The 25,043-nt window shown below is 69.7% G+C and carries 21 protein-coding genes and 1 tRNA gene; 10 read left to right on the top strand and 12 right to left on the bottom strand.

Annotated features, from left to right (window positions below; genetic code table 11):
- Positions 1-46: 46 nt before the first annotated feature.
- Complete coding sequence (locus ACGF12_RS18575) at positions 47-646, bottom strand: hypothetical protein (protein WP_393030720.1); 600 nt, start codon at positions 644-646, stop codon at positions 47-49.
- Positions 647-1,008: 362 nt separating this feature from the next.
- On the opposite strand from ACGF12_RS18575, the gene ACGF12_RS18570 reads away from it, so the two are divergent.
- A complete protein-coding gene (locus ACGF12_RS18570) occupies positions 1,009-1,218 on the top strand; it encodes a DUF5703 family protein (RefSeq protein ID WP_350517275.1) in 210 nt (69 codons plus the stop codon).
- 133 nt (positions 1,219-1,351) lie between these two features.
- On the opposite strand, the gene ACGF12_RS18565 is transcribed toward ACGF12_RS18570, so the two are convergent.
- The 3 genes from ACGF12_RS18565 to ACGF12_RS18555 form a co-directional block, all read right to left on the bottom strand.
- Positions 1,352-2,188 carry a chaplin gene (locus tag ACGF12_RS18565; RefSeq protein ID WP_393030717.1) on the bottom strand — a complete coding sequence of 279 codons (837 nt, stop codon included), beginning with the start codon at positions 2,186-2,188 and terminating at the stop codon, positions 1,352-1,354.
- Positions 2,189-2,501: 313 nt separating this feature from the next.
- Positions 2,502-2,744: a chaplin gene (locus tag ACGF12_RS18560; protein WP_387629238.1), complete on the bottom strand. Its 243-nt coding sequence runs from the start codon at positions 2,742-2,744 to the stop codon at positions 2,502-2,504.
- A 251-nt stretch (positions 2,745-2,995) separates the two neighbouring features.
- On the bottom strand, positions 2,996-4,327 hold the full coding sequence (locus ACGF12_RS18555) for a M20/M25/M40 family metallo-hydrolase (protein ID WP_393030714.1): 1,332 nt from the start codon (positions 4,325-4,327) through the stop codon (positions 2,996-2,998).
- 293 nt (positions 4,328-4,620) lie between these two features.
- Here ACGF12_RS18555 and ACGF12_RS18550 point away from each other — a divergent pair.
- Positions 4,621-4,705: transfer RNA gene (locus tag ACGF12_RS18550), tRNA-Leu, on the top strand.
- On the opposite strand, the gene ACGF12_RS18545 is transcribed toward ACGF12_RS18550, so the two are convergent.
- Together ACGF12_RS18545 and ACGF12_RS18540 are read right to left on the bottom strand one after the other, a co-directional pair.
- Positions 4,670-6,403, bottom strand: coding sequence for a recombinase family protein (locus ACGF12_RS18545; RefSeq protein WP_393030711.1), 1,734 nt, complete (start codon positions 6,401-6,403; stop codon positions 4,670-4,672). The genes ACGF12_RS18550 and ACGF12_RS18545 overlap by 36 nt on opposite strands.
- Before the next feature lie 558 nt (positions 6,404-6,961).
- A complete protein-coding gene (locus ACGF12_RS18540) occupies positions 6,962-8,341 on the bottom strand; it encodes a TRM11 family SAM-dependent methyltransferase (protein WP_393030708.1) in 1,380 nt (459 codons plus the stop codon).
- On the opposite strand from ACGF12_RS18540, the gene ACGF12_RS18535 reads away from it, so the two are divergent.
- The 7 genes from ACGF12_RS18535 to ACGF12_RS18505 all read left to right on the top strand — a co-directional run bounded on the left by ACGF12_RS18535 (position 8,264) and on the right by ACGF12_RS18505 (position 16,521).
- Positions 8,264-9,136 (top strand): hypothetical protein, encoded by an 873-nt coding sequence (locus tag ACGF12_RS18535; RefSeq protein ID WP_393030906.1) that lies wholly within the window; start codon positions 8,264-8,266, stop codon positions 9,134-9,136. The two genes, ACGF12_RS18540 and ACGF12_RS18535, sit on opposite strands and share 78 nt — an antisense overlap.
- A 56-nt stretch (positions 9,137-9,192) precedes the next feature.
- Positions 9,193-9,576, top strand: coding sequence for a transposase (locus tag ACGF12_RS18530; RefSeq protein ID WP_393030704.1), 384 nt, complete (start codon positions 9,193-9,195; stop codon positions 9,574-9,576).
- A gap of 204 nt (positions 9,577-9,780) precedes the next feature.
- On the top strand, positions 9,781-10,602 hold the full coding sequence (locus tag ACGF12_RS18525; RefSeq protein WP_393030701.1) for a transposase: 822 nt from the start codon (positions 9,781-9,783) through the stop codon (positions 10,600-10,602).
- Positions 10,603-10,816: 214 nt separating this feature from the next.
- Positions 10,817-11,188: a hypothetical protein gene (locus tag ACGF12_RS18520; RefSeq protein WP_393030698.1), complete on the top strand. Its 372-nt coding sequence runs from the start codon at positions 10,817-10,819 to the stop codon at positions 11,186-11,188.
- 17 nt (positions 11,189-11,205) lie between these two features.
- Positions 11,206-12,213 (top strand): IS3 family transposase, encoded by a 1,008-nt coding sequence (locus ACGF12_RS18515; protein ID WP_393030695.1) that lies wholly within the window; start codon positions 11,206-11,208, stop codon positions 12,211-12,213.
- 22 nt (positions 12,214-12,235) lie between these two features.
- The gene (locus ACGF12_RS18510) at positions 12,236-15,211 is read left to right on the top strand and encodes a DEAD/DEAH box helicase (RefSeq protein ID WP_393030692.1); all 2,976 of its coding nucleotides are present in this window, start codon (positions 12,236-12,238) and stop codon (positions 15,209-15,211) included.
- Positions 15,208-16,521: an SWIM zinc finger family protein gene (locus tag ACGF12_RS18505; protein ID WP_393030689.1), complete on the top strand. Its 1,314-nt coding sequence runs from the start codon at positions 15,208-15,210 to the stop codon at positions 16,519-16,521. Before ACGF12_RS18510 ends, ACGF12_RS18505 begins: the two co-directional genes overlap by 4 nt.
- Positions 16,522-16,601: 80 nt before the next feature.
- Here the strand turns inward: ACGF12_RS18505 and ACGF12_RS18500 are convergent, their stop codons facing one another.
- Complete coding sequence (locus ACGF12_RS18500) at positions 16,602-18,725, bottom strand: UvrD-helicase domain-containing protein (protein ID WP_393030686.1); 2,124 nt, start codon at positions 18,723-18,725, stop codon at positions 16,602-16,604.
- Positions 18,726-18,870: 145 nt separating this feature from the next.
- Here ACGF12_RS18500 and ACGF12_RS18495 point away from each other — a divergent pair, with 145 nt between their 5' ends.
- The gene (locus ACGF12_RS18495; protein ID WP_393030684.1) at positions 18,871-19,863 is read left to right on the top strand and encodes a methionyl-tRNA formyltransferase; all 993 of its coding nucleotides are present in this window, start codon (positions 18,871-18,873) and stop codon (positions 19,861-19,863) included.
- Here ACGF12_RS18495 and ACGF12_RS18490 read toward each other — a convergent pair.
- The 5 genes from ACGF12_RS18490 to ACGF12_RS18470 all read right to left on the bottom strand — a co-directional run.
- Positions 19,838-22,252 carry a tetratricopeptide repeat protein gene (locus ACGF12_RS18490; RefSeq protein ID WP_393030681.1) on the bottom strand — a complete coding sequence of 805 codons (2,415 nt, stop codon included), beginning with the start codon at positions 22,250-22,252 and terminating at the stop codon, positions 19,838-19,840. The two genes, ACGF12_RS18495 and ACGF12_RS18490, sit on opposite strands and share 26 nt — an antisense overlap.
- Positions 22,253-22,286: 34 nt before the next feature.
- Positions 22,287-22,901 carry a DUF6879 family protein gene (locus tag ACGF12_RS18485; RefSeq protein ID WP_393030678.1) on the bottom strand — a complete coding sequence of 205 codons (615 nt, stop codon included), beginning with the start codon at positions 22,899-22,901 and terminating at the stop codon, positions 22,287-22,289.
- Positions 22,894-23,163: a hypothetical protein gene (locus tag ACGF12_RS18480; RefSeq protein ID WP_393030675.1), complete on the bottom strand. Its 270-nt coding sequence runs from the start codon at positions 23,161-23,163 to the stop codon at positions 22,894-22,896. The genes ACGF12_RS18485 and ACGF12_RS18480 overlap by 8 nt, the downstream gene beginning before the upstream one ends.
- Before the next feature lie 602 nt (positions 23,164-23,765).
- Positions 23,766-24,452 carry a TetR family transcriptional regulator gene (locus ACGF12_RS18475; RefSeq protein WP_393030889.1) on the bottom strand — a complete coding sequence of 229 codons (687 nt, stop codon included), beginning with the start codon at positions 24,450-24,452 and terminating at the stop codon, positions 23,766-23,768.
- Positions 24,453-24,596: 144 nt separating this feature from the next.
- On the bottom strand, positions 24,597-25,043 hold a 447-nt coding region (locus tag ACGF12_RS18470; protein WP_393030672.1), incomplete at its 5' end, for an acyl-CoA dehydrogenase family protein.

Below are 25,043 nucleotides of genomic sequence, written 5' to 3'. Positions count from 1 at the left end.
GTGCTCCCGGGCCCGCCCTTCAGATCTTCACGCGTACGGGATCGCGTCAGTCCTCAAGGTCCTCGTCGTCGTAGACCTCGCTCACATCGAACCGGCAGATCAGCATTTGCGGGTCGGCGTGCTCGAAGGGCTCCGGCAGCCACTCCCCCGGCTCGGTCGGTTCGGCCGCCGCGACCCAGAGCGTCGAGTCCGCCTCCTCCAGGCCGAACTCCTCGCTGCGGGCGGCGATCTCGTCCGGCTCGTACTCGCCGAACAGCACGCCGATCGCGGCGTTCACCCCGCCCGCCCCGCCCGGGGTCAGCGTCTCGTCGAGCCGCTCGGCCTGGGCGCGCAGCCGCTTGGGGTCGACCACGTGGTAGTCACGGCGGATCAGCACGCTGATCGCCTCGGGCTGTTCCGGGCCGTGGTAGCCGCCCGGGCCCTCGTCCCCGGGGATCTCGAAGGGGGTGACCTCGTCGTAGACCTCGTACAGGAGTTGGTCGTAGGCGATGGCCGCCGTCGCGAGCTGCTCGTAAGCGGCGGACACGGCGGGATCATCAGCTGCGTTGGGGCTTGACACCGCTTCCAGATGACGGTCGATGGCGGCCTTGACCGCCTCAGCGGCGGCGCGTACCTCGGCAATGGTGGGCTGCGCGGCATCAGACATGGTGCAGACGCTATCTCCCCTCGGTGTCGCTACGCACAGCGGTTGTCACCTACACCCGCGATTTCACCGCAACTTCCCCCCTGATGTCCGATCCGGTCCGTTCTGTCCCCCGCCGGACCGGCGCGGGTCGGGCGCAGAGGGCGTGCGCCCGGCCCGACGGGGCCGTTCGGGTGCGGCTTCGCGCGCCGGTATCGGGGTATCCACTCCACAGGAGCAACAGGACTGATGCACTGTCAGCCGAGCGTCCGGGCCGCAGGCCGTCGAACCGCCGCTTCCGCACGGGAGGTCGGCCGGAAATACCCGGGCCGAGTGTCCGGGGCAGGCCGTAGGCTTGCGTGCAGATGATCCCCAGGAGGAGCGTTTTGACCCCACCGAAGCCGGTCCGGCAGCCGGAGTACGAGTACCAGTCGCTACGCATGCCGCGCGGCACCACGCGCAACGCGGCGCGCCAACTGCTCACCGAGCACGCCGAGTACGGGCACTGGGAACTCGACCGGCTGAGGCTGTTCCCCGACGGCAGCCGGACGGTCCGGCTGAAGCGGCGGATCATCCGGCAGATCCGGAGCTGGTGACGGGCGGGGTCTCCCGCCCTGCGGGGCCTGCGGAGGATTCACGCCGAGCGTTCACGCGCCTGCGGCCGCCCGTTCATCGGGCGGCCGCAGGCGTTTCGTTCCGTCTACCGCTGCAGCCCAGCGGTCGGGGTGCTCAGCGGGCGCCGGCGCGGGCGCGACGGTAGAGCACGCCGCCGCCGAGCAGCAGCGCGAGCCCCGCGGCGCCGAGCACCTCGACGCCGCCGGCGCCGGTGGAGGCCAGCTGGCTGCCCGCGGCGGTGCTCTGCGCGACGGGGGCGGCCGGGGCGCTGGTCCGGGCCGCGGCCGGGACGGCCTGGGTGCCGGTGTTGCTGCTCACCGGGGCGGGGGTGCTCCCACCGGTCGGGCCGCCGCCCCGTCCGCCACCGGTCGACGGCGGGGTGGCGGGGGTGGAGGGGGTGGAGGGGGTGATGCTCTCGGGGGGGCAGTCGTCGGCCGGCTTCGGGGCGGGCTGCGCCACGTTGCCGCAGGAGTTGCCGAAGGCCGGGTTGGCGACGCCGACCACGTTCACCGAGTTGCCGCAGGCGTTGACCGGGACGTGCACCGGGGCCTGGACGCTGTTGCCGGAGATCACCCCGGGCGAGTTGGCCGCGACACCACTGGCGGAGGCGCCCGAGGCGGAGGGGCCCCGGCCGGCGCCGGTGCTGGAGCTGTCGCCACCACCGGACTGACCGGTGTGGGCGGACTGCGGTGCCGAGTGGCGGCCGGTGCTGACGTTGGCGCAGTGGTTGCCGAACGACGGGTTCAGCGCGCCGATCACGTCGACGGTGTTGCCGCAGGCGTTGATCGGCACCTCGACCGGCACCTGCACCGAGTTCCCGGAGGCGACGCCCGGCGAGCCTGCCGCACCTCCCTGCGCCTCGGCGCCCGCGTAGGCGTAGCCGGCCGTCGAGGCCAGCACGCTACCGGTGGCCACGGCGGTGAGGATCCCCTTCTTGGCTACATTCCTCATGTTTTCCCCTGACGTATCGAGACGGCGTGGCGACCTTGACGTGAACCTTGCAAAAGTCGGAATTTCCGTATATCCGGAAATCACGCAAGGTCTTCAACTGCACAGGAGTCAACGAGCGGCCAACGCCGAAGTTGGGCCAAACAAACCGGCTTCACCCGAACGAGTGACCACAGCCTCAATCCATTGCCAAGCCGCCCGGCAGGGCGCGCGTCGGGCACCCTGCCGGACAGCCGAAGGCCCCCGGTGCGGCGCGTCCGCCGTCCGGGGGCCGGAGTGAGTCGGCTCAACGGGCCTCAGCGGCCCGGAGGTTGACTCAGAAGTTGGCGCAGTGGTTGCCGAACGCCGGGTTCAGCACACCGATCACACTGACGGTGTTGCCACACAGGTTCACCGGGACGTGGACCGGAATCTGGACCTGGTTGCCCGCGACGACGCCCGGGGAGCCCGCGGCCACACCCTCGGCACCGGCACCGCCGTGAGCGGACGCCATGCCGGCGGCGGCGAGCACCAGGCCACCGGTGGCGGCGGCGACAGCGGCGATCTTCTTGACCTTCATCATTCCTCCTGTACGGACAACGCAACCCGTTCGGCGGGCTACACAGGAATGAACGACGCTGCGGCAAACGGGGTACGGAACGGATTTGCCATTCACTCGCAACGGTGAGGCTTCGCACAGACAAGCGGTGAGGAATTGCAAGGGAGAATCGTTTCTGTTGATCTCCCTCAACCCATCCCACAATCATGCGCTCGGACAATGCGGTCGGCCCGCCCCCGGCACCCCGGGAGCGGGCCGACCCAGTCGCCTGATCAGCAGGCGTCGATGAAGCGGTCCAGCACCCGGACGCCGAACTTCAGCCCGTCCACCGGCACCCGCTCGTCCACGCCGTGGAACATCCCGGCGAAGTCCAGCTCCGGCGGCAGCTGCAGCGGCGCGAAGCCGAAGCAGCGGATGCCGAGGTCCTGGAAGGACTTGGCGTCCGTACCGCCCGACAGGCAGTACGGCACCGCGCGGGCGATCGGGTCCTCCGCGCGCAGGGCGGTCTGCATCGCGTCGACCAGCGCGCCGTCGAAGCTGGTCTCGATCGCCCGGTCCGTGTGCAGGCTCTCCCGCTTCACGCGCGGACCGAGCACGCTGTCCAGCTCGGCCAGGAACTCCTCCTCGTAGCCGGGCAGGAAACGCCCGTCCACGTGCGCGGTGGCCTGACCGGGGATCACGTTCACCTTGTAGCCGGCACCGAGCATGGTCGGCTGGGCGGTGTTGCGCAGCGTGGTGCCGATCATCTTGGCGATGCCGCCGAGGACGCGCAGCGTCTCGTCCATGTTCTCCGGGTCCAGCTCGACCCCGAGGGCGTCGGACAGCTCGTTCAGGAAGGCCCGGACGGTCTTGGTGATCCGCAGCGGGAACTTGTGCCGGCCGAGCCTGGCGACCGCCTCGCACAGCTCGGTGATCGCGTTGTCGTCGTTCTCCATCGAGCCGTGCCCGGCCCGGCCCTCGACCGTCAGGCGCATCCAGTGCATGCCCTTCTCGGCCGTCTCCACCAGGTACAGCCGCACCTGGTCGTTGACCGTGAAGGAGAAGCCGCCGACCTCGCCGATGCCCTCGGTCACGCCCTCGAACAGCTCCGGGTGCTTGTCCACCAGGAAGCGCGCACCGTAGGTGCCGCCCGCCTCCTCGTCGGCGAGGAAGGCCAGCACGATGTCGCGCGGGGGCTTGCGACCGGTGCGCAGCCGGTCGCGGATGACCGCGAGGGTCATCGCGTCCATGTCCTTCATGTCGACCGCGCCGCGGCCCCAGACGCAGCCGTCCGCGATCTCGCCGCCGAAGGGGTCGTACGTCCAGTCCGCGGCGTTGGCCGGCACCACGTCGGTGTGGCCGTGGATCAGCAGGCCGGGACGGGACCGGTCCTCGCCCTCGATCCGGACCACGGTCGAGGCCCGCCCCTTGGCCGACTCGAAGATCTGCGGCTCGATCCCGAACTCGGCGAGCTGCTCGGCCACGTACTCGGCCGCCTTGCGCTCGCCCGGCCCGGACCCGTCCCCGTAGTTGCTGGTGTCGATCCGGATCAGATCGCGACAGATCTCGGCGACCTCCGACTCAGCCGTCACCTTCGGCGCCGCCGACTCGCTCCGCTCGCTCACGGTCACTCCTCGTCTTGGGCCCGCACCGACGCACCAGCGCGCCACCCCCAGGACCTGCACCCGGGCCGTACGAGCACGTCCGCCCATCCTCTCCCAGCCCTCGATCCCGATCCACCCCCCCCACAGGGCCCCGAAACCCCCTGGTCACGCCACCGCCACACACCGCCCCTTGCCCCCGCCACCAGCCCCGCTCCCCCGCCCGGAGCCGTTTTGGGAGCCCAAGCCGATCTTTGCTACAGTTACATCTGTCAGCGCGACGGACGAGAGATCGGAAGCCGCGAAGACGACACCTAGTCCGGGTGGCGGAATGGCAGACGCGCTAGCTTGAGGTGCTAGTGCCCTTTATCGGGCGTGGGGGTTCAAGTCCCCCCTCGGACACAGTTCAAATCCCCACGGGAACTCGAAAGAGTCCCGTGGGGATTTGTCGTTTCGAGCGCTTGGTGAGGCGAGCGCTGGGGTGCCGGGTCGGGCCTCGACGCGGATTTCGGCTTTCGCCGGGTCATACGTCAGATGAATCCCCAGGCTCCGGTAGACGGCGCTCTTCTCTGCCGGTTCGGCGTCTGCAACGAGGCCGGCGAGTTGTGAGCACTGGCGCACCAGGGCAGCGATCTCGTCGATGGTCGGCTGCGCGTCGGTGAACGGCGCAGTGCGGGCTCGGTCGGCGGCGGCTTGGCGGGCCTGGGTCTCGGCCATCCAGCCAGCGACGATCTTGGGGTCTGCGCCGGCTTCGAGAGCGGCACGATGGGTGGCGAGTTTGGCTGCGCAGTCGGTGATCTCCTCGCGGGCGCGCTCGGCAAGAGCCAGGTCTCGGCAGGAGTCGCCGGGCGCGGCGTTGGCCATGGCTTCGATGGTGGCAGAGAGCCGGTGGGGAGCGAAGACGGTGCCGATCCAGCGGTCGAGCGGCGCGATGATCCAGGACCCGCGGAGGTAGACATTGCGGGGGTGCTGGACGTGGTTGGCCAGTCCGTACTCGGTGGGGAAGCGGCAGCGGTAGTAGGCGTCCTCGCGGGAGTGCTGGCCCTGCATCCGCCGCTCACAGATTCCGCAGTGCAGGGCACCACCGTGCAAGTACAGGTGACGGGTGCGGTGCCGGACGTGGGCTGTTCCGGTCCCGGCTCGGACGGCGAAAACGTCCTGGACCTGGGCGAAGGTCTCGTCGTCGACCAGCGGCTGGTGAACGATCTTGTCGGAGACGATCCACTTGTCCCGAGTGTTCCACCGCAGGGTGGTGGCGTAGCCGAGGGTGACGTCCTCGATGTCGATGAGGGTCTCGTCCTTGCGCTGTTTGTTCCAGACCTGATGACCCGTGTAGCGCGGGTTGGTGAGGATGACCCGGACCGCCTGCTTCGACCAGGCGATGCCGCTGCGGTGAGAGTTGCGGGCCGGGTCGTGTGCGGAGGGGCAGGGGATTCCGTCGGAGGTCAGCCCCTCGGCGATCGAGAAGATCCCCAGGCCCAGGAGGTATTCCCGGTAGATGCGCTGCACAACGGGCGCGGCGGTGGGGTCGGGTTCGAGTCCACGCAGCATGCGGCCGTCGGCAGCCTTGGCGGGGTTGGGATGCGGGCCGAGGTCGACGAGGCGGTAGCCGTACGGGGGGCGTCCGCCGAGGAAGCGGCCCTCATGCCGGGCCTGCGCGCCCATGGAGGAGCGGACCCGGACGCGAATGCGGTTGCGCTCGCCCTTGGACATGCCGCCAAAGACCGACATGATCAGGTCATGGGCCTCGTTCTCCGGATCGATCGGCCCGCCCACCTCAGGTACCCACAACTGCACGCCGAAGTGGGTGAACAGCGGGAAGGTGTTGCCGAACTGGTTGCCATAGAAAGCTCGTTGCGGCTCGCCGATGACGACGGCGTCGAAGCCTCGGTCGGGGTCGGCGAGGGCGGCCAGCAGGCTGGCGGACTGGGGCCGGCGCTTCCAGGGCAGGGAGCGGCTGTGGCCGACGTCGAAGTACTCGGCGGTGATCCGACCACCGGAGGGTTCGATGAGGTTCCTGGCCCGGGCGAGCTGCCAGGCGCGGGAGGCTACCGGGTCCTGCTGGTCTTCGGTCGACACCCGCCCGCAGAAGGCGAACATGAGTCCGTCCCTCGGCAGTCGGCGGACCGGGACTGCTCGGGCAAGGCCGAGCTTCCACCGGGGGACGGCACTGCAGTCAGCCGGGTTCTCCGTCAACGCGGGTGCTCCTTCGCGGGTCGTCGCTACCGTGGCACGGCGCCGCTCATCAGGGGATTGCTGCTGCGGCGTGCGCGTCCATCCGTAACTCGGACGAGGAAGGAGATCCAGCGTTCCGAGAGGCGGGGGCGGTCGGCATCGCGGAGGGCGGTGCGTGCTCGGCGGCGTACCGGCGGAGCAGACGGAGAATGAGTGCGGCAGCCTCGGGTGTGAGCGATGGCCCGCCGGCGGGTAGCAACACTCTCAGGTTCGGCGGCTTCTCAGAGGGCCGGTAGCGCCGCTCGGGTTGAGTCATACGTACACACCTTGGTCTGATCGAGGAGCGGTCGCTGCATGGACCGGGCCGCCAAGAGGCCTCCGGGCTGCCAGACCTCAGCCTGGTCACGCGGGGAAGCCAGTTCGGTCCGCCACGCGGGGCGCGACGGGCCGGGCGGCCCGGCCCGTCGACGACGTCCAGGATGGTTACGCGGCCTGCCAGTGAGCCGCGTCCGGCCAATCCTCACGACGCGTCATCTGTGTCTTCTGCTTGCGGAAGACGAGGACGTCCTCGTGGACGATCAGGTGCATCGGGACCCCGGCCGCGCGGGCGGCGCGGATGTTCTTGAGCTGGAAGAAGGAGGGGCGGGCCACCAGCTGTCCGTCGCGGACGCCGGCGAGGAGGGCGACGCAGCGCTCGACGGGCATGAGGCCTGCGGCCTGGCCGGCGGCGATGACGGCTGCGGGCAGGTCGACGAGCTCACCGTGGTGGCGCCAGGGACGGGCGGTGACGGCGACAAACGCGCCGTTGGCGAGCAGCGGCAGGCAGCTGGTGAGGATGGTGGTGAACGCCTCCAGGAGGTCGTCGGTGGCGGCGTGGGCGAGGTTGGCGGGGTTGTTGCCGTAGGTGCCGTCGAACTTGGCGATTCCGGGCTGGCCGCTCTCGCGGCTGGAGACGACCTGGCCGTGCAGGGAGGCGCCGTAGGGCGGGGAGGTGAGCAGGAGCTGCACCCGGCCGTACTGGTCGGGGCCGATGAGGGTGTGGGTGCGGCGGGCGTCGCCGGTCTTGACGCGGGCGTGGCCGCTCGCGCCCTGGGCGCGGGCGTGGTTGAGGTTGCCGCGAGCGACAGCGGCCCAGCGGGGTTCGAGTTCGACGCCGACGGCGTTACGGCCGAGGTGGACCGCCTCGACGAGGGTGGTGCCGATGCCGCACATCGGGTCGAGGACGAGCTGGCCGGGGGTGGTGTAGGTGGCGACGGCGTGGGCGGCGATGGGGCGTGGCGGCCCGATCCGGGCCGGGGGTGGTGGCAGGTGCAGCCAGGGCGGTGCTGGGTGTGGATGGGTGTTTGGGGCATGAGGCCGGCCTCGAAGGCGGTGGCTTCGACGGCGGCGATGTGCTGCAGATAGACGAGGCCTGCGGCCCGGGCGTGGGCAACGAGGTGACCGGCGGTCTCCTGGCCGCTGGCCTGGCGTGTGCAGATGACGAGGACGCCGTCCGGTTGGAGTGCGCGCGTGCAGGTCTCGACGAGCGCGGTGAGCTGGGCCGGAGTGGCGGAGTCGTGGGGCGCGGCGATCGCGAGGTGGGCGCGTCGCTGGTTGCTGTCCGCCCTGCTGGAGGGGCGCCCAGGGGTGCCGCGTCGAAGAACGGCGAGGGACGCCACGGTGGGGGCGGTGCTGTGCAGGGTGTCGTAGGCGAGGTTCGCGCTCTGGTGGCTGGGGGCGAGGGCGAGGGCCCTTCGGCCTGCCTGAACGGCGGCGGCGAGGACGGCGACGTTGCCGACATCCGGGATGAAGACAAGATCGCCGTGGGCCGAGAACGCCTCGGTGATCTGCCTGGCGAGGCCGGGCGGGATCCGCTGGGCGCATGTCGCGCCGGTGGGGTTCTCGCAGGTCGGGCAGCAGCCGGCGGGCCGTTGCACCACCCTGGCTCGACACCGCCAGATCTCGATCGGCATGGTCCTGGATCTGTCACCCCTCGCGGCTTGGCCCGACGGTGCGCAAGACGAACCAGGCTTCAAGGAATTGGTCTCGACGGCGTACAAGCTGTGGTGGGAGACCTGGAAGCTCGATGTCCGCTTCCTGATCAGCTTCAGGCCGCAGGGCGGTGCCCGTGACTTCGACCATTTGATCAACCTGTTGCGCACCTCGCACCAGCATGCCGGCACTGGCAAGCAGGACGAGCAGGCCAAGCAGTGGGCCAGGAACGTCTGCGGCGGGCGCGATCCGGCGACGTCAGACGACTGGATGGCATGTGGCACCGCGCTGATGGAAACCTTCAACACAGCGATCGACGTACTCTGCCAGACCATCACACAGCATCAGAACCGCGGATTCCGCACCGCGTGGCAGAACAAGGTGGCCGTGAGTGAAGAGGCCGTAGTCGTACGGGTGGCGGCTGACCTCGGGATGCGGCTGAATGAAGGCCTGCAGGGATACCACGTCAGTCAAGTGAAACGGAGGTGGGCAAGTTACCGTCTGCGCAGGGACGAAACTGCCGACGACACTCTGGCTGCGTTCGCCGAGCAGAGCCTCATCTCCCGAGCCGAGGCGTTGCCCTGTAGCTACCTGGACGTGCTGAGCGAACTCAAGGTACTCGGCACGCCCAAAGCGGTCCCCGCCCTCCGCCTGGCACATGCCGGTCCCTCTGTCAGCCTTGGGTGAGACATCCCGCTTTGTCGGGTTAGCCTGAGAGGGCCCGAGTAGGAGTTCCACCCCTGATGACCAGCACCGATCCGTCCGTAGCCGACCCGGCTCCCCGGCCGAAGCGCCGCACGTTCAGTCCCGAGTACAAGCTGCGGATCGTCGCCGAGTACGACGCCGCGCCGGAGGGTGAGAAGGGTGCGGTCCTGCGCCGCGAGCGCTTGTACCACTCGCATGTCACCGAGTGGCGGGCCGCGCGTGATGCCGGGGCCCTGGAGAACCTGGTCGACCGCCGCACGAGTCCGGCCCGCCCGAAGAAGTCCGCCGCCGAGGTCGAGAACGAGAAGCTGCGCCGGCAGGTGGAACGGCTGGAGAAGGAACTCGCCCGGAACAAGGCCGCGCTGGAGGTTCTGGGAAAAGCGTCGGCGCTCTTGGAAATGATCTCCGAGGGCGCGGACTGAAGCACGCCGCCGACCCGGTCGTGGACGAGGCGTTCGTCGGCGTCGAACACGAGCTGGGCATCACGGCCGCGTGCCGGCTGACCGGCCGCTCCCGGGCCACCCACCTACCGCAGGCCGAAGCCACCGCCCACCCGCGGACCGAGACCGCCCCAGGTCCAGCCGTCGGCCCTGACGGCCGAAGAGCGTGATGCCGTACTGGCGTTGATGAACAGCCCCGAGTACGCCGAGCTGCCACCCGCACAGATCTGGGCCCGCGAGCTGGATACCGGGCGCTACCACTGCTCGGTCTCCACGATGTACCGGATCCTGCGTGAGCGGGGGCAGTCGGGCGAGCGCCGCCGCCAGGCCACCCACCCGGCCAAGACGGTGCCCGAACTGGTCGCCGACGGCCCCTCCCAGGTGTTCACCTGGGACATCACCAAGGCGGCCGGCCCCAGGAAGGGCATCTGGTTCCACGCCTACGTCGTCATCGACATCTTCAGCCGCTACATCGTCGGCCACACCGTCGAGCTGGCCGAGTCAGCCGAGCGTGCGGAGGAGTTGATCCGCGAGACCATCGCGCACAACGGCATCGTCCCCGAGACCGTGCACGCCGACCGGGGCTCCTCGATGACCTCGAAGAAGGTCTCCCAGCTGCTGATCGATCTCGGCGTCACCAGGAGTCACTCGCGCCCCAAGGTCTCCAACGACAACCCCTACAGCGAGGCCCAGTTCAAAACCACCAAATACATGTCCGACTATCCAGAGCGGTTCGAATCCCTGGCCCACGCCCGCGAATGGTTCGACGCCTTCATCTCGTACTACAACCACGAGCACCGGCACTCGGGCATCGGACTTCACACGCCCGCCAGCGTCCACTTCGGCACCGCCGAGGAGATCCGTGACCAGCGGGCCGTCACCCTCGCCGAGGCCTACGCGCGGCACCCCGAACGCTTCGGCCGCCGCCCCAGACCACCCGAGATCCCGAAGACGGCATGGATCAACGACCCGGCCAAGCGCAGGGAACCCGCACCACAAACCTCATAACGTCACGACCGTCTCACTGGACTTGAAATCTTCCGGTCCACTATTCTCACGGGGACAAGCCGGTTCGGACCCGCTGGAAAGCAGCAATCGCATCGTGGCAGTCGTGCACCAACGTGTCGGGACACCCGGGCGCGATGCCCTCTCTGCCAGCTTTGGGTGAGACAGTCCGGTTTGCCGGGTTAGTCTGAGGGGGCACGACAGGAGTTCCACTCGCATGACCAGCACTGATCCGGCCGCGAAGCCGCGCCGCCGCACCTTCACCCCGGAGTACAAGCTCCGTGTTCTGACCGAGTACGACGACGCCGCGTCCAGCGCCGAGCGTGGGGCGGTCCTGCGCCGTGAGCGGCTCTACCACTCCCACATCCAGGAGTGGCGCCAGGCCCGCGAGGCCGGAGCCCTGGAGAAGCTGGTCGACCGCCGTACGTCTGCCGCGCGGCCGAAGAAGTCGCCGGCCGAGGCGGAGGCGGAAAAGCTGCGGCGGGAGAACGAGCGGCTCAAGAAGGAGCTCGCTCGGAACAAGGCCGCGCTGGAGGTCCTGGGAAAAGCTTCCGCGCTCTTGGAAATGATCTCCGAGAGCGCGGACTGACGCACGCCCTCCTCCCCGTGCGACAGCAGGCGCTGGACGGGCTGCGGGCGGAGCTGGGCATCGCGGCCGCGTGCCGGCTGACCGGCTCTTCCCGGGCCACCTACTACCGCCGGCTCGATCCGCCTGCGCGCAGGGAGCCGAAGCCCAGGCCGGGCCCGCCGTCCGCGCTCTCCGCCCAGGAGCGCGCGGCGGTAATGGAGTTGATGAACACCGGCGAGTACGCCGAACTGCCGCCCGCGCAGATCTGGGCCCGCGAGCTGGACGAGGGCCGCTACCACTGCTCCATCCGCACGATGTACCGGCTCCTGGAGGCGGCCGGGCAGAACGGCGAGCGCCGACGCCAGGCGACCCACTCCGCGAAGACGGTTCCCGAGCTGGTCGCCACTGCCCCGTCGCAGGTATTCACCTGGGACATCACCCGTCTGGCCGGGCCGGAGAAGGGCATCTGGTTCCACGCATACGTGATCATCGACATCTTCAGCCGCTACGTGGTCGGCTACACCGTCGAGCGCGCCGAATCAGCCGAGCGGGCCGAGGAGTTGATCCGTGAGACCATCGAGCGCAACGGCATCGTGCCCGAGACCGTGCACGCGGACCGCGGCACTTCGATGACCTCCAAGAAGGTCTCCCAGCTGCTGATCGACCTCGGCGTCACCAGGAGCCACTCACGGCCGAAGGTGAGCAACGACAACCCCTACAGCGAGGCGCATTTCCGCACGACCAAGTACGCGCCGGACTTCCCCGGGCGGTTCGACTCCCTGGCACACGCCCGGGAGTGGTTCGACGGGTTCATCGCCTACTACAACCACCAGCACAGGCACTCGGGGATCGGACTGCACACGCCTGCCTCGGTGCACTTCGGCACGGCCGAGGAGGTTCGCGACCAGCGCGCGGCCACTCTCGCCGAGGCCTACCAGCGACACCCCGAACGCTTCGCGAAGCGACCACGCCCGCCCGAGATACCTGAGCAGGCGTGGATCAACGACCCGTCCCGCCGAAGAGAACCGGCACAACAGAGCTCATAAGACCACAATCGTCTCATTTGACTTGACATCTACCGATGCGCCCGCCGATGCTTCGATCCCGCTGACCCCAACCGAGCTCTCCGCGCTCGGCACCTGCGCCGCCGTCTTCCTGCCTACCGATCCGCCGCGGCTCGGCCAGGTGGCCTTCTGGCGCCCCGATGGGTCCGCCCCGCCCGTTCGCCAGGACGGCATCACCCAGCTCGTCGTCGTCCGCCCGCACGGTTCTTCTGCTCGCCGTCGCACCGTGCCGGCCACCGTGCTGAGCGTTGCTCAGGCGCTGCCCTTCCTCACCCGGGCCCGGACCGGTGCCGGGGCCGACGAGGCCGCCGCCTTCTGGGGAGCGGCCGGCCTGCTCGCCCTCCAACTGGTCGCACGGGGGCGGCTGTTGCCCGGTGTCAGCCCGGGTGGCCTGGACGCCTGGCGGGTCGGCCCGCTGGACCAGGAAGACTTCCGGCGGATCCGCGAACTCGCCGCCGCGATGCCACCGGAAGCCCGCGCTGTGCCGCTCCCGGACCGTACGCCCCTGCAGCTGCCCGAAGCCGAGCCGCTCCTGCGTGCCTTCCTGGACGCGGTCGCCGACGGACTGCCCCGCACCCCCGCCGCCCATCTCGCGGCCGGTAGCCCGGTGTGGGCCTCCCCCGCCCCGCAGCAGGCGAGCGCGCAGCGCGGGTGGGCGGCCGAGATCGCCGCCGGCCTGGACGCCGGGGTGCGGGTGTCACTCCGTCTGGAGCTGCCCGGGATGGCCGCCGTCAGCCCGGAGGAACCCGACGATTTCCAGGACTGGGACGACTGGTACGACAGTTGGGAGGACGATGGCGCCGACCAGCCCTTCCGCGCCGTCGTCCAGCTGCACAGCCTCGGTGACGCCACCCTGGTCACCGATGCCGCTGACCTGTGGGCAGGCCGCACGGCCGCCGCGGACGCCTTCGGCCCCCGCACCAAGGTCGACACGCTGCTGACGCTGCGCCGCGCCGCCCGGGTATGGCCGCCGCTGGAGCGGCTGCTGACGGCAGCCGCCCCGGCTGAACTGGAGCTGTCCGACGAGGAGGTCCAGGAACTGCTCGGCGACGCCGCGGTGCGCCTCGCGGCAGCCGGGATCCAGCTCCACTGGCCCAAGGAGCTGGCCCGCGAGCTCACCGCCCGTGCGGTGGTCGAGCCGCCGGAGCGGCCCGGATCCGACCTGCCGTCCCTGCTCTCCGCCGAGAAGCTGCTCGCCTTCCGTTGGCAACTCACCGTCGGCGGCCGGGAGCTGACCAGGGCCGAGCTGGACCGCCTCGCCGAGGCGCAGCGTCCGATGGTCCGGCTGCGCGACCAGTGGGTTCTGCTCGACCCCGAGGCGGTGCGGCGTGCCCGCGAGCGCGAGGAGAGACGCCTCACCCCGCTGGAGGCCCTCTCCGCCGCCCTCACCGGCACTGCCGAGGTCGACGGGGAACTGGTCGAGGTCCGCTCTTCGGGGTGGCTGGCCGAGCTGCGCGAGCGCCTCACCGACCCCGAGGCCGCTGCCCGCCGCGAACCGCTCCCCCAGCCCGCCGCTCTGCGGGCCACCCTGCGCGACTACCAACTGCGCGGCCTGGGCTGGCTGCACCGGATGACCTCGCTCGGTCTCGGCGGCTGCCTCGCCGACGACATGGGTCTCGGCAAGACCATCACCCTGATCGCCCTCCACCTGCACCGCCAGGCCGATCCCGCCACCGCCGGCCCCACCCTGGTCGTCTGCCCCACCTCCCTGCTCGGCAACTGGCAGCGCGAGATCGAGCGGTTCGCCCCCGGCACCGCCGTACGTCGCTTCCACGGCACCGCCCGAGAGCTCAACGGCCTGGCCGCCGGCGAGTTCGTGCTCACCACGTACGGCACCATGCGCAGGGACGCCGCCCGGCTGGATACGGCCGGGCCGTGGGGACTGGTGGTCGCCGACGAGGCCCAGCACGTCAAGAACCCGTTCTCCGCCACCGCCAAGGCGCTGCGCACCCTCACCTCCAAGGCCCGGGTCGCCCTCACCGGCACGCCCGTCGAGAACAACCTCTCCGAGCTGTGGGCGCTGCTCGACTGGACCACCCCGGGACTGCTCGGCCCGCTCAAGGCCTTCCGGGACCGCTACGCCCGGGGTGTGGAACGCGGCGACGATCCCGGGGCCGCCGAACGCCTCGCCGCCCTCGTCCGTCCCTTCCTGCTGCGCCGCAGGAAGTCGGACCCGGGTATCGCCCCGGAGCTGCCGCCCAAGACCGAGACCGACCGCATCGTCGCCCTGACGAAGGAGCAGATCGCGCTCTACGAGGCCGTGGTGCGTGAGACCCTGGCCGAGATCCGGGACAGCACGGGCATCACGCGACGCGGGCTGGTCGTCAAGCTGCTCACCGGGCTCAAGCAGATCTGCAACCACCCGGCGCAGTACCTGAAGGAGGACGGCCCCGCCCGGGCCGTCGAACGCTCGGGCAAGCTCGAACTTCTGGATGAGCTCCTCGACACCATCCTCGCCGAGGACAACGCCGTGCTGGTGTTCACCCAGTACGTCGCCATGGCCCGGATCATCGAAGGCCACCTCGCGCAGCGCGGCGTCCCGACGCTGTTCCTGCACGGCGGCACCCCGGTCAAGTGGCGCGAGGAGATGGTGCGACGCTTCCAGGACGGTGAAGTCCCGGTCCTCCTGCTGTCGTTGAAGGCCGCCGGTACCGGCCTCAACCTCACCCGGGCCGCCCATGTCATCCACTACGACCGCTGGTGGAACCCGGCCGTCGAGGACCAGGCGACCGACCGCGCCTACCGGATCGGCCAGACCCGGCCGGTCCAGGCCCATCGCCTGATCGCGGAGGGCACCGTGGAGGACCGCATCGCCGAACTGCTGAAACGCAAGAAGGATCTCGCCGAGGCCGTCCTGGGCGGTGGCGAGGCCGCGTTGACCGAACTGACGGATGCCGAGCTGGCCGAACTGGTGGAACTGCGGACGGCCGGCGGGCGCGTGCCCGCTGCCCGCCGGCCTCGCAAGGCGGCCCGCTCATGAACGCCCGCCGCACCACTCGCAAGGCCGACACCGCGCGCAGCCGGACGTTCCCCCCGCTGCCGCCCGCCCGGGGCCGCCGTTCGTTCGCCGAGTCCTGGTGGGGCAACGCCTGGGTCGAGGCGTTGGAGGGCAGGCAGCGCTCCGCCACCGGGCGCCTCGCCCGCGGCCGTACCTACGCCCGGGCGGGGAACGTCGGCGAGATCACCGTGACCCCCGGCCGGGTCGCCGCCCGGGTCCAGGGCAGCCGCAGTACGCCCTACCGCACCTCGATGGAGATCCCGGTGCTCGGCGAGCGCGACTGGGAACTGCTGCTGGATGCCGCCGCCGGGCAGGCCGGGCACATCGCGGCCCTTCTGGACCGGGACATGCCCGCCGAACTGGTGGAGGACGCCGCTCGCGCGGGGGTGCGGCTGCTTCCGCGGCAGGGCGAGCTCACCCCGACCTGCTCCTGCCCCGACTGGGGCGACCCCTGCAAGCACGCGGCCGCCGTCTACTACCAGGTCGCCCGGCTGCTCGACGAGGACCCGTTCGTCCTCCTGCTGCTCCGAGGCCGCGGCGAGCAGGAGCTCATGGACGAGCTCCAGCGACGCAACGCCGCCCATGCAGCCCTGGAGTCCACGAGCTCCCATGACGTACCGTCGGCAGCCGGATCGGTGCCCGCCAAGGATGTGTTCGCCGCCGCCAGGGCCGGGCTGCCGCCACTGCCCGGCCCACCGCACGCGATCGCCCGCCCGGGGCCCACCGCCGTGTTCACCGGTTCGAGTGCCCCTGACACCGGGATCGACCCTGCGGCGCTGGAGTTCCTCGCCGCCGATGCCGCCGCCCGCGCCGTACGACTGCTCGCCGAGGCACTCACCCCCGCGCACCTTGGCACGACACCCGCAGACCCGCTGCACGTCGACCAGGACGTCATCCGCCTCGCGGCAGCCGAAGCGCCGCCCACCCTCGTCACGCGCCTCGCGGACGCGGCCGGGCTGGGCACCACGGACCTGGCCCGCTCCGTACGCGCCTGGCGTCTCGGCGGCCCCGAGGGACTACGGGTCCTGAACGAGCCCTGGGACCCGGAGCCGTATGAACTCGCCGCCGCCCGTGACGCGGTCAGGCACGCCTGGGAGGGCGAACGCGCCCCCGCCCTGCGAGCCACCCGCAACCGCCTCACCGCCACCGGGGGCTCCGCACAGCTGCGCCTGGGCACCGACCGACGCTGGTACCCCTACCGCAAGGAATCCGGCACCTGGTGGCCCGCCGGCCCCGCGGACCGCGACCCGGCAGCGGCCCTCGCCGCCGCCCTGGGCACGGAAACGTCCTGAATCCGCCGCCTTGTCGACGGCATGACGGCGGACGTCAGGTCGGTCACGCATTCGATGGCCCCGCTGTCCGGTGTCGATGCCTACAGAATTCCGTCACCCGACGGAGCGACGCTCCCCAACCAGAGGCCGTCTCGCGCGCGGGTCATGGCGACAAAGAGCTGGCTCCGGGCGAGTTCCGCGTGCTCCGCCGCTACTTCTCCCCCATCGTCCCGGCCGTGGAGCGCCTGGTCGTGGCGTGGCAAGTAGACGTGCTTGAACTCCAAGCCCTTGGCCCTGCGGTAGGTCCCGATCTTCACAGCCTCGACCGGGCGGCCCTCGTACTGCTCGAGCGAGACGACGGGCACTCCCGATTCAGTGAGAAGCCGCTGGTAGTGCTGGAGCTGCTGCCAGTTCGAACAGAGGACGGCGGCATCGCCCCAGCTTCCGCGCGAGTCGGCGTGTCTCTCCGGCGCGCCTGGGGCTGGCTCGCCAAGGCCTCGGTGCAGCGCCGCCAGCAGTGCTGCGTCGTGCTCGTCGAGGGTCCGGGCCTCTGTGCGGATGACCTGGCCGGCTCGGTACGACTGTTCGACATCGCGCTTTCCTGGTGTGCGCTCTCCGTCGAGATCCTCGAACTCGTCGCCCTGGACGACGGCCAGAGCAGCGTCCAAGATCTCCTTCGCATTGCGGTAGTTGGTGCGCAACACCTGCCCTCGGTCGCCGCGAATGTCGATGCCGGCATCGCTGAGACGGAATCCCCCGGGGTAGACCGCTTGCTGGCCGTCGCCGATCAGCAGGAGGCCGTTGGGGACATCGCCGGCGAGGGACCGGAGGACGCGCAAGCCGGTGAGGGACAGGTCCTGGATCTCATCGGTGATCACAGCGGTGTACGGGGGCGGGGCGGTCGTGGTGCGCAGTTGCTCGGCAGCCAGCGTGAGAACGTCGTTGAAGTCGTGGATCCCGCGCTCGACGCGCAGACGTTCGTACTCCTCGTACAAGGCCCAGACGGCTTCACGGTGGTTCCGGCGCAGTGTGGTACGTCGGCGGCGACGAGGCAGGACCGCGTACTCGTCGAAGCTTGTGATTCCACGACCTTTGATGACGTAGTCGATCTCTTCGCGCCAGTAGTGGGACGTCGCGTCGAGAGTGGCCAGGATGGTGTCGCGGCCGGACCGGAGCCACGCGAGGTTGAAGGCCGAGCGAGCGCGATCCCCATGGAGGCGGGTCGCGATGCCGTGTTGGCGCAGGTATGCCTGGACCCAGCCGTGCAGGCTGCTGAACTCGACCCGGTCGGCGATTGCCGGGGCCATCGCCTGCAGGAAGGTGCGTTGCACTCGGGGAAGGTTGTTGGCGAAGGTGACGTAGAGGATGCGGCCGGAGGTGCGCTGAGCGAGGTACACGGCGCGGTGCAGGCCGACAACGGTTTTGCCGGTGCCCGCTGGGCCGGTGATGCGGGCCGGACCGCCCCAGTTGCGGCGGACCAGTGCCGCCTGGTCCGGATGGAGGAAGGTCATCCACTGCTCGATGGGGGCTTGCCGCGCAGCGGTGATCTCCGCCTCCTGCAGGGCCTCGACGTCGAAGAGCGTTTCCGAATCGGGCGGGACCGATTGCAGGTCGGCTGTGCGAGCGGTCGGAATCTCCGCGGGCTCGTACGCGGGAAAGACACGCGACAGGTGATCCGAGATCGCTCGGACTGCGGCGGGTCTCAGCCGAGTCGGCTCAGAGGAGAGCGCCGGAGCCACCTCCTGCTCTCCCAGCATGTGCACGACCCCGAGCCGGCGGTCCACTCGATGCCCGGCAAAGACCATCAGCGGCCGAACCGCTACTGGGGACAGTCCGAGCTCCCCCACCGCGCGTTCAGCCACCTGTGTGACGGCGAGCAGCTTGGCCGCCTCACTGTCCCGGTTCTGCCCTGCCGCAGACAACTGACCATCCACCAGGTCGGGTTCGGCTCGCCAGTTCTTGACGTCGACGACGTAGACGCCACCAGGTCCGACCAGCAGCATGTCCACATTCGCCGAGCGTGTCCCTGGCCAACGGCGGTCCACGAGCAACCGCCACCCGCACTCGGTGAGGAACAGGAGCCGCGCCGCGACCCGTTGCTCGCCCTCGCTCGCGGCCTCCCACCGGCCGGCCTCACGCCGTGCGGCCTGCCACTGTTCGCGCAGTTCTCGTTCCCTCCGCCGAGCATCCTGCGCCCGCCGTCCCGCCGAACCGCCCGCAGCCATGCACATCCCCCCAATCGACACACAGCGTGACGATCATAGTGCGAAGTGCGAGATTTCACGGGTGAGCCGGCGAACGAATCCCCTCTCCGGGGCCGCCGCCTCGATGGCAGCGCCAACAGGCCGTGACTCCAGAACCACCACGCGCGTGGTCGAACGCGCCGTGCTGCGCGACTGCGGCCACGCAGTCACCGTCCGGCAAACTGGCGGACCGGCTACGCATTTCACCGGCAATCAGATACGGCGCACTGCTAGTGTCGCAGCCGTGGCAGATCCTTTACGTATCGGCATTGCATCTTTCGGAGCTCGCGAGTTCCAGGCCCTTCATGCCGTCTGCCAGCAGAAAGGGCACGAACCGCTGGTTCATGTGTACTGCCGTTCGATGCGGCCCAGACGGCCCACTGACGCCTTTGCCACAGAGACGGTCGGATCCCTTCTTGAGGCGATTCCCGCAGGTGTGGACCTCCTCGTGCCCGGCAGCTCCGAGGGACTGGCCAAAGCCCTCGCCGGATACGACCTGGACCTCCTCGTCGTCTACGGCTTCTCCTGGAAGCTGCCACCGTCGGTCCTGGAGGTACCTCGCCTCGGTGTCCTGAACATCCACTGCTCGCTGCTGCCCGAGTACCGGGGGCCTGCGCCCGTCCTCTGGGCCATCCGCAACGGTGACGCGCACCTCGGTGTGACGGTCCACCGCATGGACGAGGACTTCGACACTGGTCCGGTGCTGGCGCAGCAGGACGGAATCCCCATCGATGACGACGTCACCCCGGACACCCTCTGGCCACGACTCGAACCGGTAATTCGGCGGCTTCTCGTCGATTCCCTGGACCGCGCATCGCAGGGATATCCGGGAACACCGCAGGATGGCGCCCGCGCTACCTACGCGGGGCTGATGGGACCGGAGTTCTCCCTGGTCAATCGCTCACAAACCGCCCGCGAGATCCACAACCAGGTCCGCACGTTCCGGTTCATGGGACCAGACCTCGGCCCAACCGTCGAGATCGACGGGCGCCTCCTACGGGTGCTGCGGACCAGGCTGACACCGACCGACGGGATTCGCCTGGAATGCGCCGACAACCCGATCTGGATCACGGAATCGGCGCCCGTGGAATCCGTTAGGGGCTTGTCAGCTGCCGGCTGATCCTCTGGTACCGTGCGGCCGCCTGCGGATCGTCGAAGCTCGCGAGCAAGGGGAGCGCCTCGGACCAGTGCGCGCGGGCCTGGTCCTCGCGGCCTGCCTGGCAGAGGGCGCGTGCGAGATTGTCGAGCGTGCCGGACAGCTGCCAGGCGTCGTTGCACTCCCGATGGATCGTGGCGGCGGCCTCGTGGAGACGGATGGCATCATCGGTCCTCCCGAGATCGCGGCAGGCCTCCCCGGCCCGGTCCAGTGCCGTCGCCTCTCGGCTTCGATCACCCAGCCTTCGCTGGATGGAGACTGCCTGCTCGCACGACCGCAGGGCATCCTCGGGCCGCCCAGCCGAGCGATCGACGTTCGCCAGCTCGACGAGCCAGTGTGCCTCCCACACGCTGTTGCCCTCCTCGGCGGCGATCTCCAGAGCAACACTGATCGAGGCGTGGGCGTCGGCCAGCAAGCCCAGTTCGCGCTGGGCCCAGCTAAGGAAGAACAGTGCGTTGCCCTCACCGCTTCGGTCTCCGAGATCGCGGAACACCGTCAAAGCCCGCTCCAGGGCCTCGACTCCCGCGTGGAAGCCACCGAGTTCGCACTGTGTCTCGGCAAGATTCGACAGGAGCAGCGCCGCCCATCGCTGGTCGCCCAGCTCGCCGAAGATGGCGGCCCCGGCCTCGAACCAGCTTCGGGCTTCGTCAAGCCGTCGCCGACGCAGGCCCAGCAGGCCCAGCGCGTTGACCGACACCGCCTCGCCGAACCGCTCTCCGATCTCGCGACGGATCTCGAGGGCGGCGCGATGGCACGCCTCGGCCTCGTCGAGACGTCGCGACTGGAAGTACGCCTTTCCCAGGCTCTCGTACGCTTCGGCCTCGCCTGCGCGGCTGCCGGCTCGGGCAGCCGAGCGGATGCCGATCTCGGCTGTCGCTTCCCAATCGTCGAAGGCGTTCTGGTGCATGTAGACGGCTCGCAGGACCACGGCCAGTCGCCAGGCGAGATCGTGGAATCCGGCCTCCGCGGCGGCTCGCGTGGCGGCGACCAGGTTGCCGGCCTCGGCGAGGTACCACTGGAACGCCGACTGGTAGTCGTCGAAGGCCAGCGGAGCGACGTCCGGTGGCACCGGAACGTCGAGCGGATAACGGTCGAATGGAGCCATCATCAACTGCGCGTTGTCGGCGGTGTGCAGATACCACGTCAGGATGCGCCGTTGGACGTCACGGCGGGTTTCGGCCGGCTCCTCCTGCTGCACCTGTGTGACGGCATAGGCGCGCAGGAGGTCGTGGAGTTGATAGCGGGTGGAGGCGCGTTGCTCGACCAGGTGGGCGCCGACCAGGACGTCGAGCTGGCGACGCGCCTCGGCTACCGTGCTCCCGGCGAGCGCGGCTGCGGCGGGCAGGCCGAACTCGTCACCCGGATGCAGGCCGATCAGCCGGAACTGCCGGGCCGCCGCCTCGGGCAGGGCCCGGTAGGACCAGGCGAACACGCTGTGCATCGCGTCCGTCTCCTCTTCGGTCTCCGCCGTCAGGACGTCCCAGAGCGCCGAGCGGTCCTTGAGATCAGCGATCAGCTCCCGCAGGAGCATCAACGGCCTGCCGGCCGCGCGTTCGGCGGCGATCCGCAACGCGAGCGGCAGACCTGCGCAGAGCCGGGCCAGTTCGGCCAGTTCGTCGGGCTGGTCGGACGAACGAGAGGCAGCAGTCACCGCTCGAAGCAGCAGGACGGCCTCCTCGTCCGGGAAACGGCACAGGTCGAGCCGGTACGCCCCCTCCCGGGCTACCAGGCCCGGAAGACTGTTTCGGCTGGTCACCAGGGTCAGGGAGCCTGAGGAGGCGGGCAGCAGGGGCCGGACTTGCGCGGCTGTGGAGGCGTTGTCGAGCATAACCAGGAGCCGGTGATCGGCGGTGATCGACCGGAACAGCGAGGCCCGGTCCTCCAGATCGACCGGCACGGAAGCAGCAGGAAACCCCAAGGCCTGCAGGAAGCGATCCAGTGCTTGGCTCGACGAGACCGGTGCACTCGCGTCATGGCCGCGGAGGTTGACGTACAGGGCCCCTGCCGGGAAGCGATCGCGGACGCGATGCGCCCAGTGCAGGACCAGAGACGTCTTGCCCACTCCCGCCGTGCCCGTGACCACCACGACCGCCGACGAGGCGAGCGCCTCATGGCCGTCGGCGACTATCCGGTCCAGATTCCCCAGCTCACCACTCCGGTTGACGAAGCGACCTCCGGCGTAAGGAAGTTGGTGCGGCGTCACACGGAAGGAGCGCTCCAGCGACTGATGGAAGTGGATGTCGCCGTGGACGTCGCGGGCTTGCAGAACGTCCCCGACGGTGGCGGATCCGTGGATTCGGTTGGTCTGCCAGGAACCGTGCGGGGAAGCGTCGTTCCGATCGAAGCCATCCATCAGGGGCGGTGTTCCGATATCCGGCTGGCAACCATCATTGCTGCCCTGCCGGCGGCGGCAGGGCAGCCACGTTGCGGTTGAAGTAGCTGTCCAGTGGCTCGCCGACTTCGTAGAGGTCGACGATGAACTGCCTGCATCGCAGGATCAGATCGCGGTCGGCGAATCTCCGCACGGATTCGAGGACGCCGTGCTCGTCGTAGACCGCCTCGTACATGACCTCGGAGCCGAGCGTGTAGATCTCCGGGAGAGGGCCGTCCGCCTCGAAGGTCTCCACCTGCTCCGGGCTCACGACGCGGATGGGCCCGCCGCTCTGGTCCCGGACACGGAGTGCATGGAGCTCCCATTGGAGGTATGCGCCGATCGGCTCCTCCACCACGCGCACTCGACGCGCCGAGAAACCGTGCTCGGCGATTTTCCGGTGGTAGCCCTCCATGTCCCGGCGGCCAGCCTCAAGAATTCTCAGGGAATTTTCCCAGTCGCCGGCGGCGAAACTCTCCCAGCTGTCGTAGCCCGGCTCTTTGAAGGTTTGCTGGCGCTCCAGCTTCCAGAAACCGAGGTCGGTAATTCTCCAGAAAAATAATTCGAATTCGGCATAGTAGGCGCCGAGTTCCATGCGCTCGCCGACAGCGCCGGTAAGGAGATCACGCATCCGGGATGTCCGCCTTCGCCGCGATGATGGTCGCGCGCGGGATGACAACGAGCCGCTCACCCGGGTCGACGCTCACGCCTTCAGGAAGTCTTCCCTGGTAGGAGTCAGTGAGCTCGCGTCCGATGACCGCGACGTCTCCGTTGTCCAGCTCCCAGATGTCCGGGCAGCTGGCGTTGCCGGAGGTCTGGCCGAGCTCGTGCGACGACTTGCCCAGGCGGCGGGCGAAGGACGCTGTAGGGTCCGGTTCCCAGCGAACAGCCATGCATTCCCCGTCAATATGAGAAGAATCAGGGTGACAAAATGTAGCGCAGAGCGCACGAAGGGTCAAGGGAGTTTGCCGACAGGACCGCTTTGCAGTTTCTCATCTGATGTGCTCAATCGGAGTTCCCGAATCCGAATTCGGTCGGGTGAATTCCACGAAATCGCGTCATGTCCGACTCACGGCCGGAGGGCGATGCCGCCGTGGTGGCATCGCCCTCCCCCGGCGTCACCTGGGCCCATCGAGGGCCAGGACATCCGTGATCGCTGGGTTAACGGTCTACGTCCCCCCTCGGACACCAGTCGAAGGGCCCCTGTTCATCAGGGGCCCTTCGCTTTGCATCAGGAGCGGGCCCTCGCCGGGGAGGCGGGGGCCCGCTCTGTCGGTGTCGGTGGACTCGCGGAGCACGGGTTCGCTGTTGAGGCGGTGGGCCGATCGGCCCGCCGCGATCCGGGCGGCTCCGCCCCGCGTCCCCTCGCAACCGGCGCCACGCCCGGTCCGGCCCGGCCGCACGATCCGTCAGAATCGCCACGGCGGCCGGCAGGAAGGCGAGTGGACCCCGGGCACGGGCGTCGGTCCGCGAAGGGGTGAGCCCTGCGGCCGGTTCAGACCCGGTGGGTGTCGCCCAGGGCGCTCTCGATGCCCTGGACCATCCGCCACAGCGGGGCGCGGCGGCTGGCGACCAGGACCACCACGTCGTCGGCCGCGTCCTCGCCGTCCGGGGCGGAGTCGGCCGGTCGGTCGTTCCAGGTGCTGGTGACGAAGGCCATCGCCGCGTCCACCTCGGCCACCCAGTCGCTCTCGCCGCCCGAACGCAGCCAGGTGCGCAGGGCGTGGTTGTGCGCGGCGACCACGGCGGCGGCGATCACGTCGGCGCGCAGCGGACCGTCCGGGCGGTCGGCGAAGCGGCCGCGCAGGTAGGCGGCGAGGGTGTGCTCGTAGCGCCAGACCACCGAGAGCTCGTACGCCCGCAGGCCGGGCACCTTGCGGGTGAGGCGGTAGCGCTGGACGGAGAAGGAGGGCTGCTCGGCGTACATCCGCAGGACCAGCCGGGCGGCGGCGCAGGCGTACTTGACCGGGTCCTCCTCGCCGGTGCCGGAGTCGAGGAACTCCGTCATCTCGGCGAGGCTGCGCTCGTGGTCGGGGAAGACCACGTCCTCCTTGGCCGGGAAGTAGCGGAAGAAGGAGCGCCGGCCGACGCCCGCGAGCGAGACGATGTCGTCGATCGTCGTCTGCTCGAAGCCGCGGTCCAGGAAGAGCTCGAAGGCCGCGGCCACCAGCGCCTCGCGCATCGCCGGCTTCGAGGGCCCGTCATTCATCGGCAGGTCCTGCTCTTCCTTCTCGCTCATTCTCCGGAACTTAGCATCGGTGCGACGTGTCGGCCCCGACGGCCGGGCGGCTGATCCATCCGGCCGTCGGGGCACGTCAGAGCGCCGTTACGGGAGGTTGCGGGCCATCACGATGCGCTGGACCTGGTTGGTGCCCTCGTAGATCTGGGTGATCTTCGCGTCACGCATCATCCGCTCCACCGGGTAGTCCCGGGTGTAGCCGTAACCACCCAGCAGCTGCACCGCGTCCGTGGTCACCTCCATCGCCACGTCCGACGCGAAGCACTTCGCCGCCGCACCGAAGAACGTCAGATCCGCGTCCCCGCGCTGCGACTTCGCCGCCGCCACGTACGTCATCTGCCGCGCGGCCTCCAGCTTCATCGCCATGTCCGCCAGCATGAACTGCACACCCTGGAACTCCGCGATCGCCTTGCCGAACTGCCGACGCTCCTGGACATAGCCCTTCGCGTAGTCCAGCGCCCCCTGCGCGATGCCCACCGCCTGCGCCGCGATCGTCACCCGGGTGTGGTCCAGCGTCTTCATCGCCGTCTGGAA

This window comes from Kitasatospora sp. NPDC048296, from assembly GCF_043201815.1.
In the GTDB taxonomy this organism is placed as follows: Bacteria; Actinomycetota; Actinomycetes; order Streptomycetales; family Streptomycetaceae; genus Kitasatospora.
This window is presented reverse-complemented; position numbering and strand designations above follow the sequence as displayed.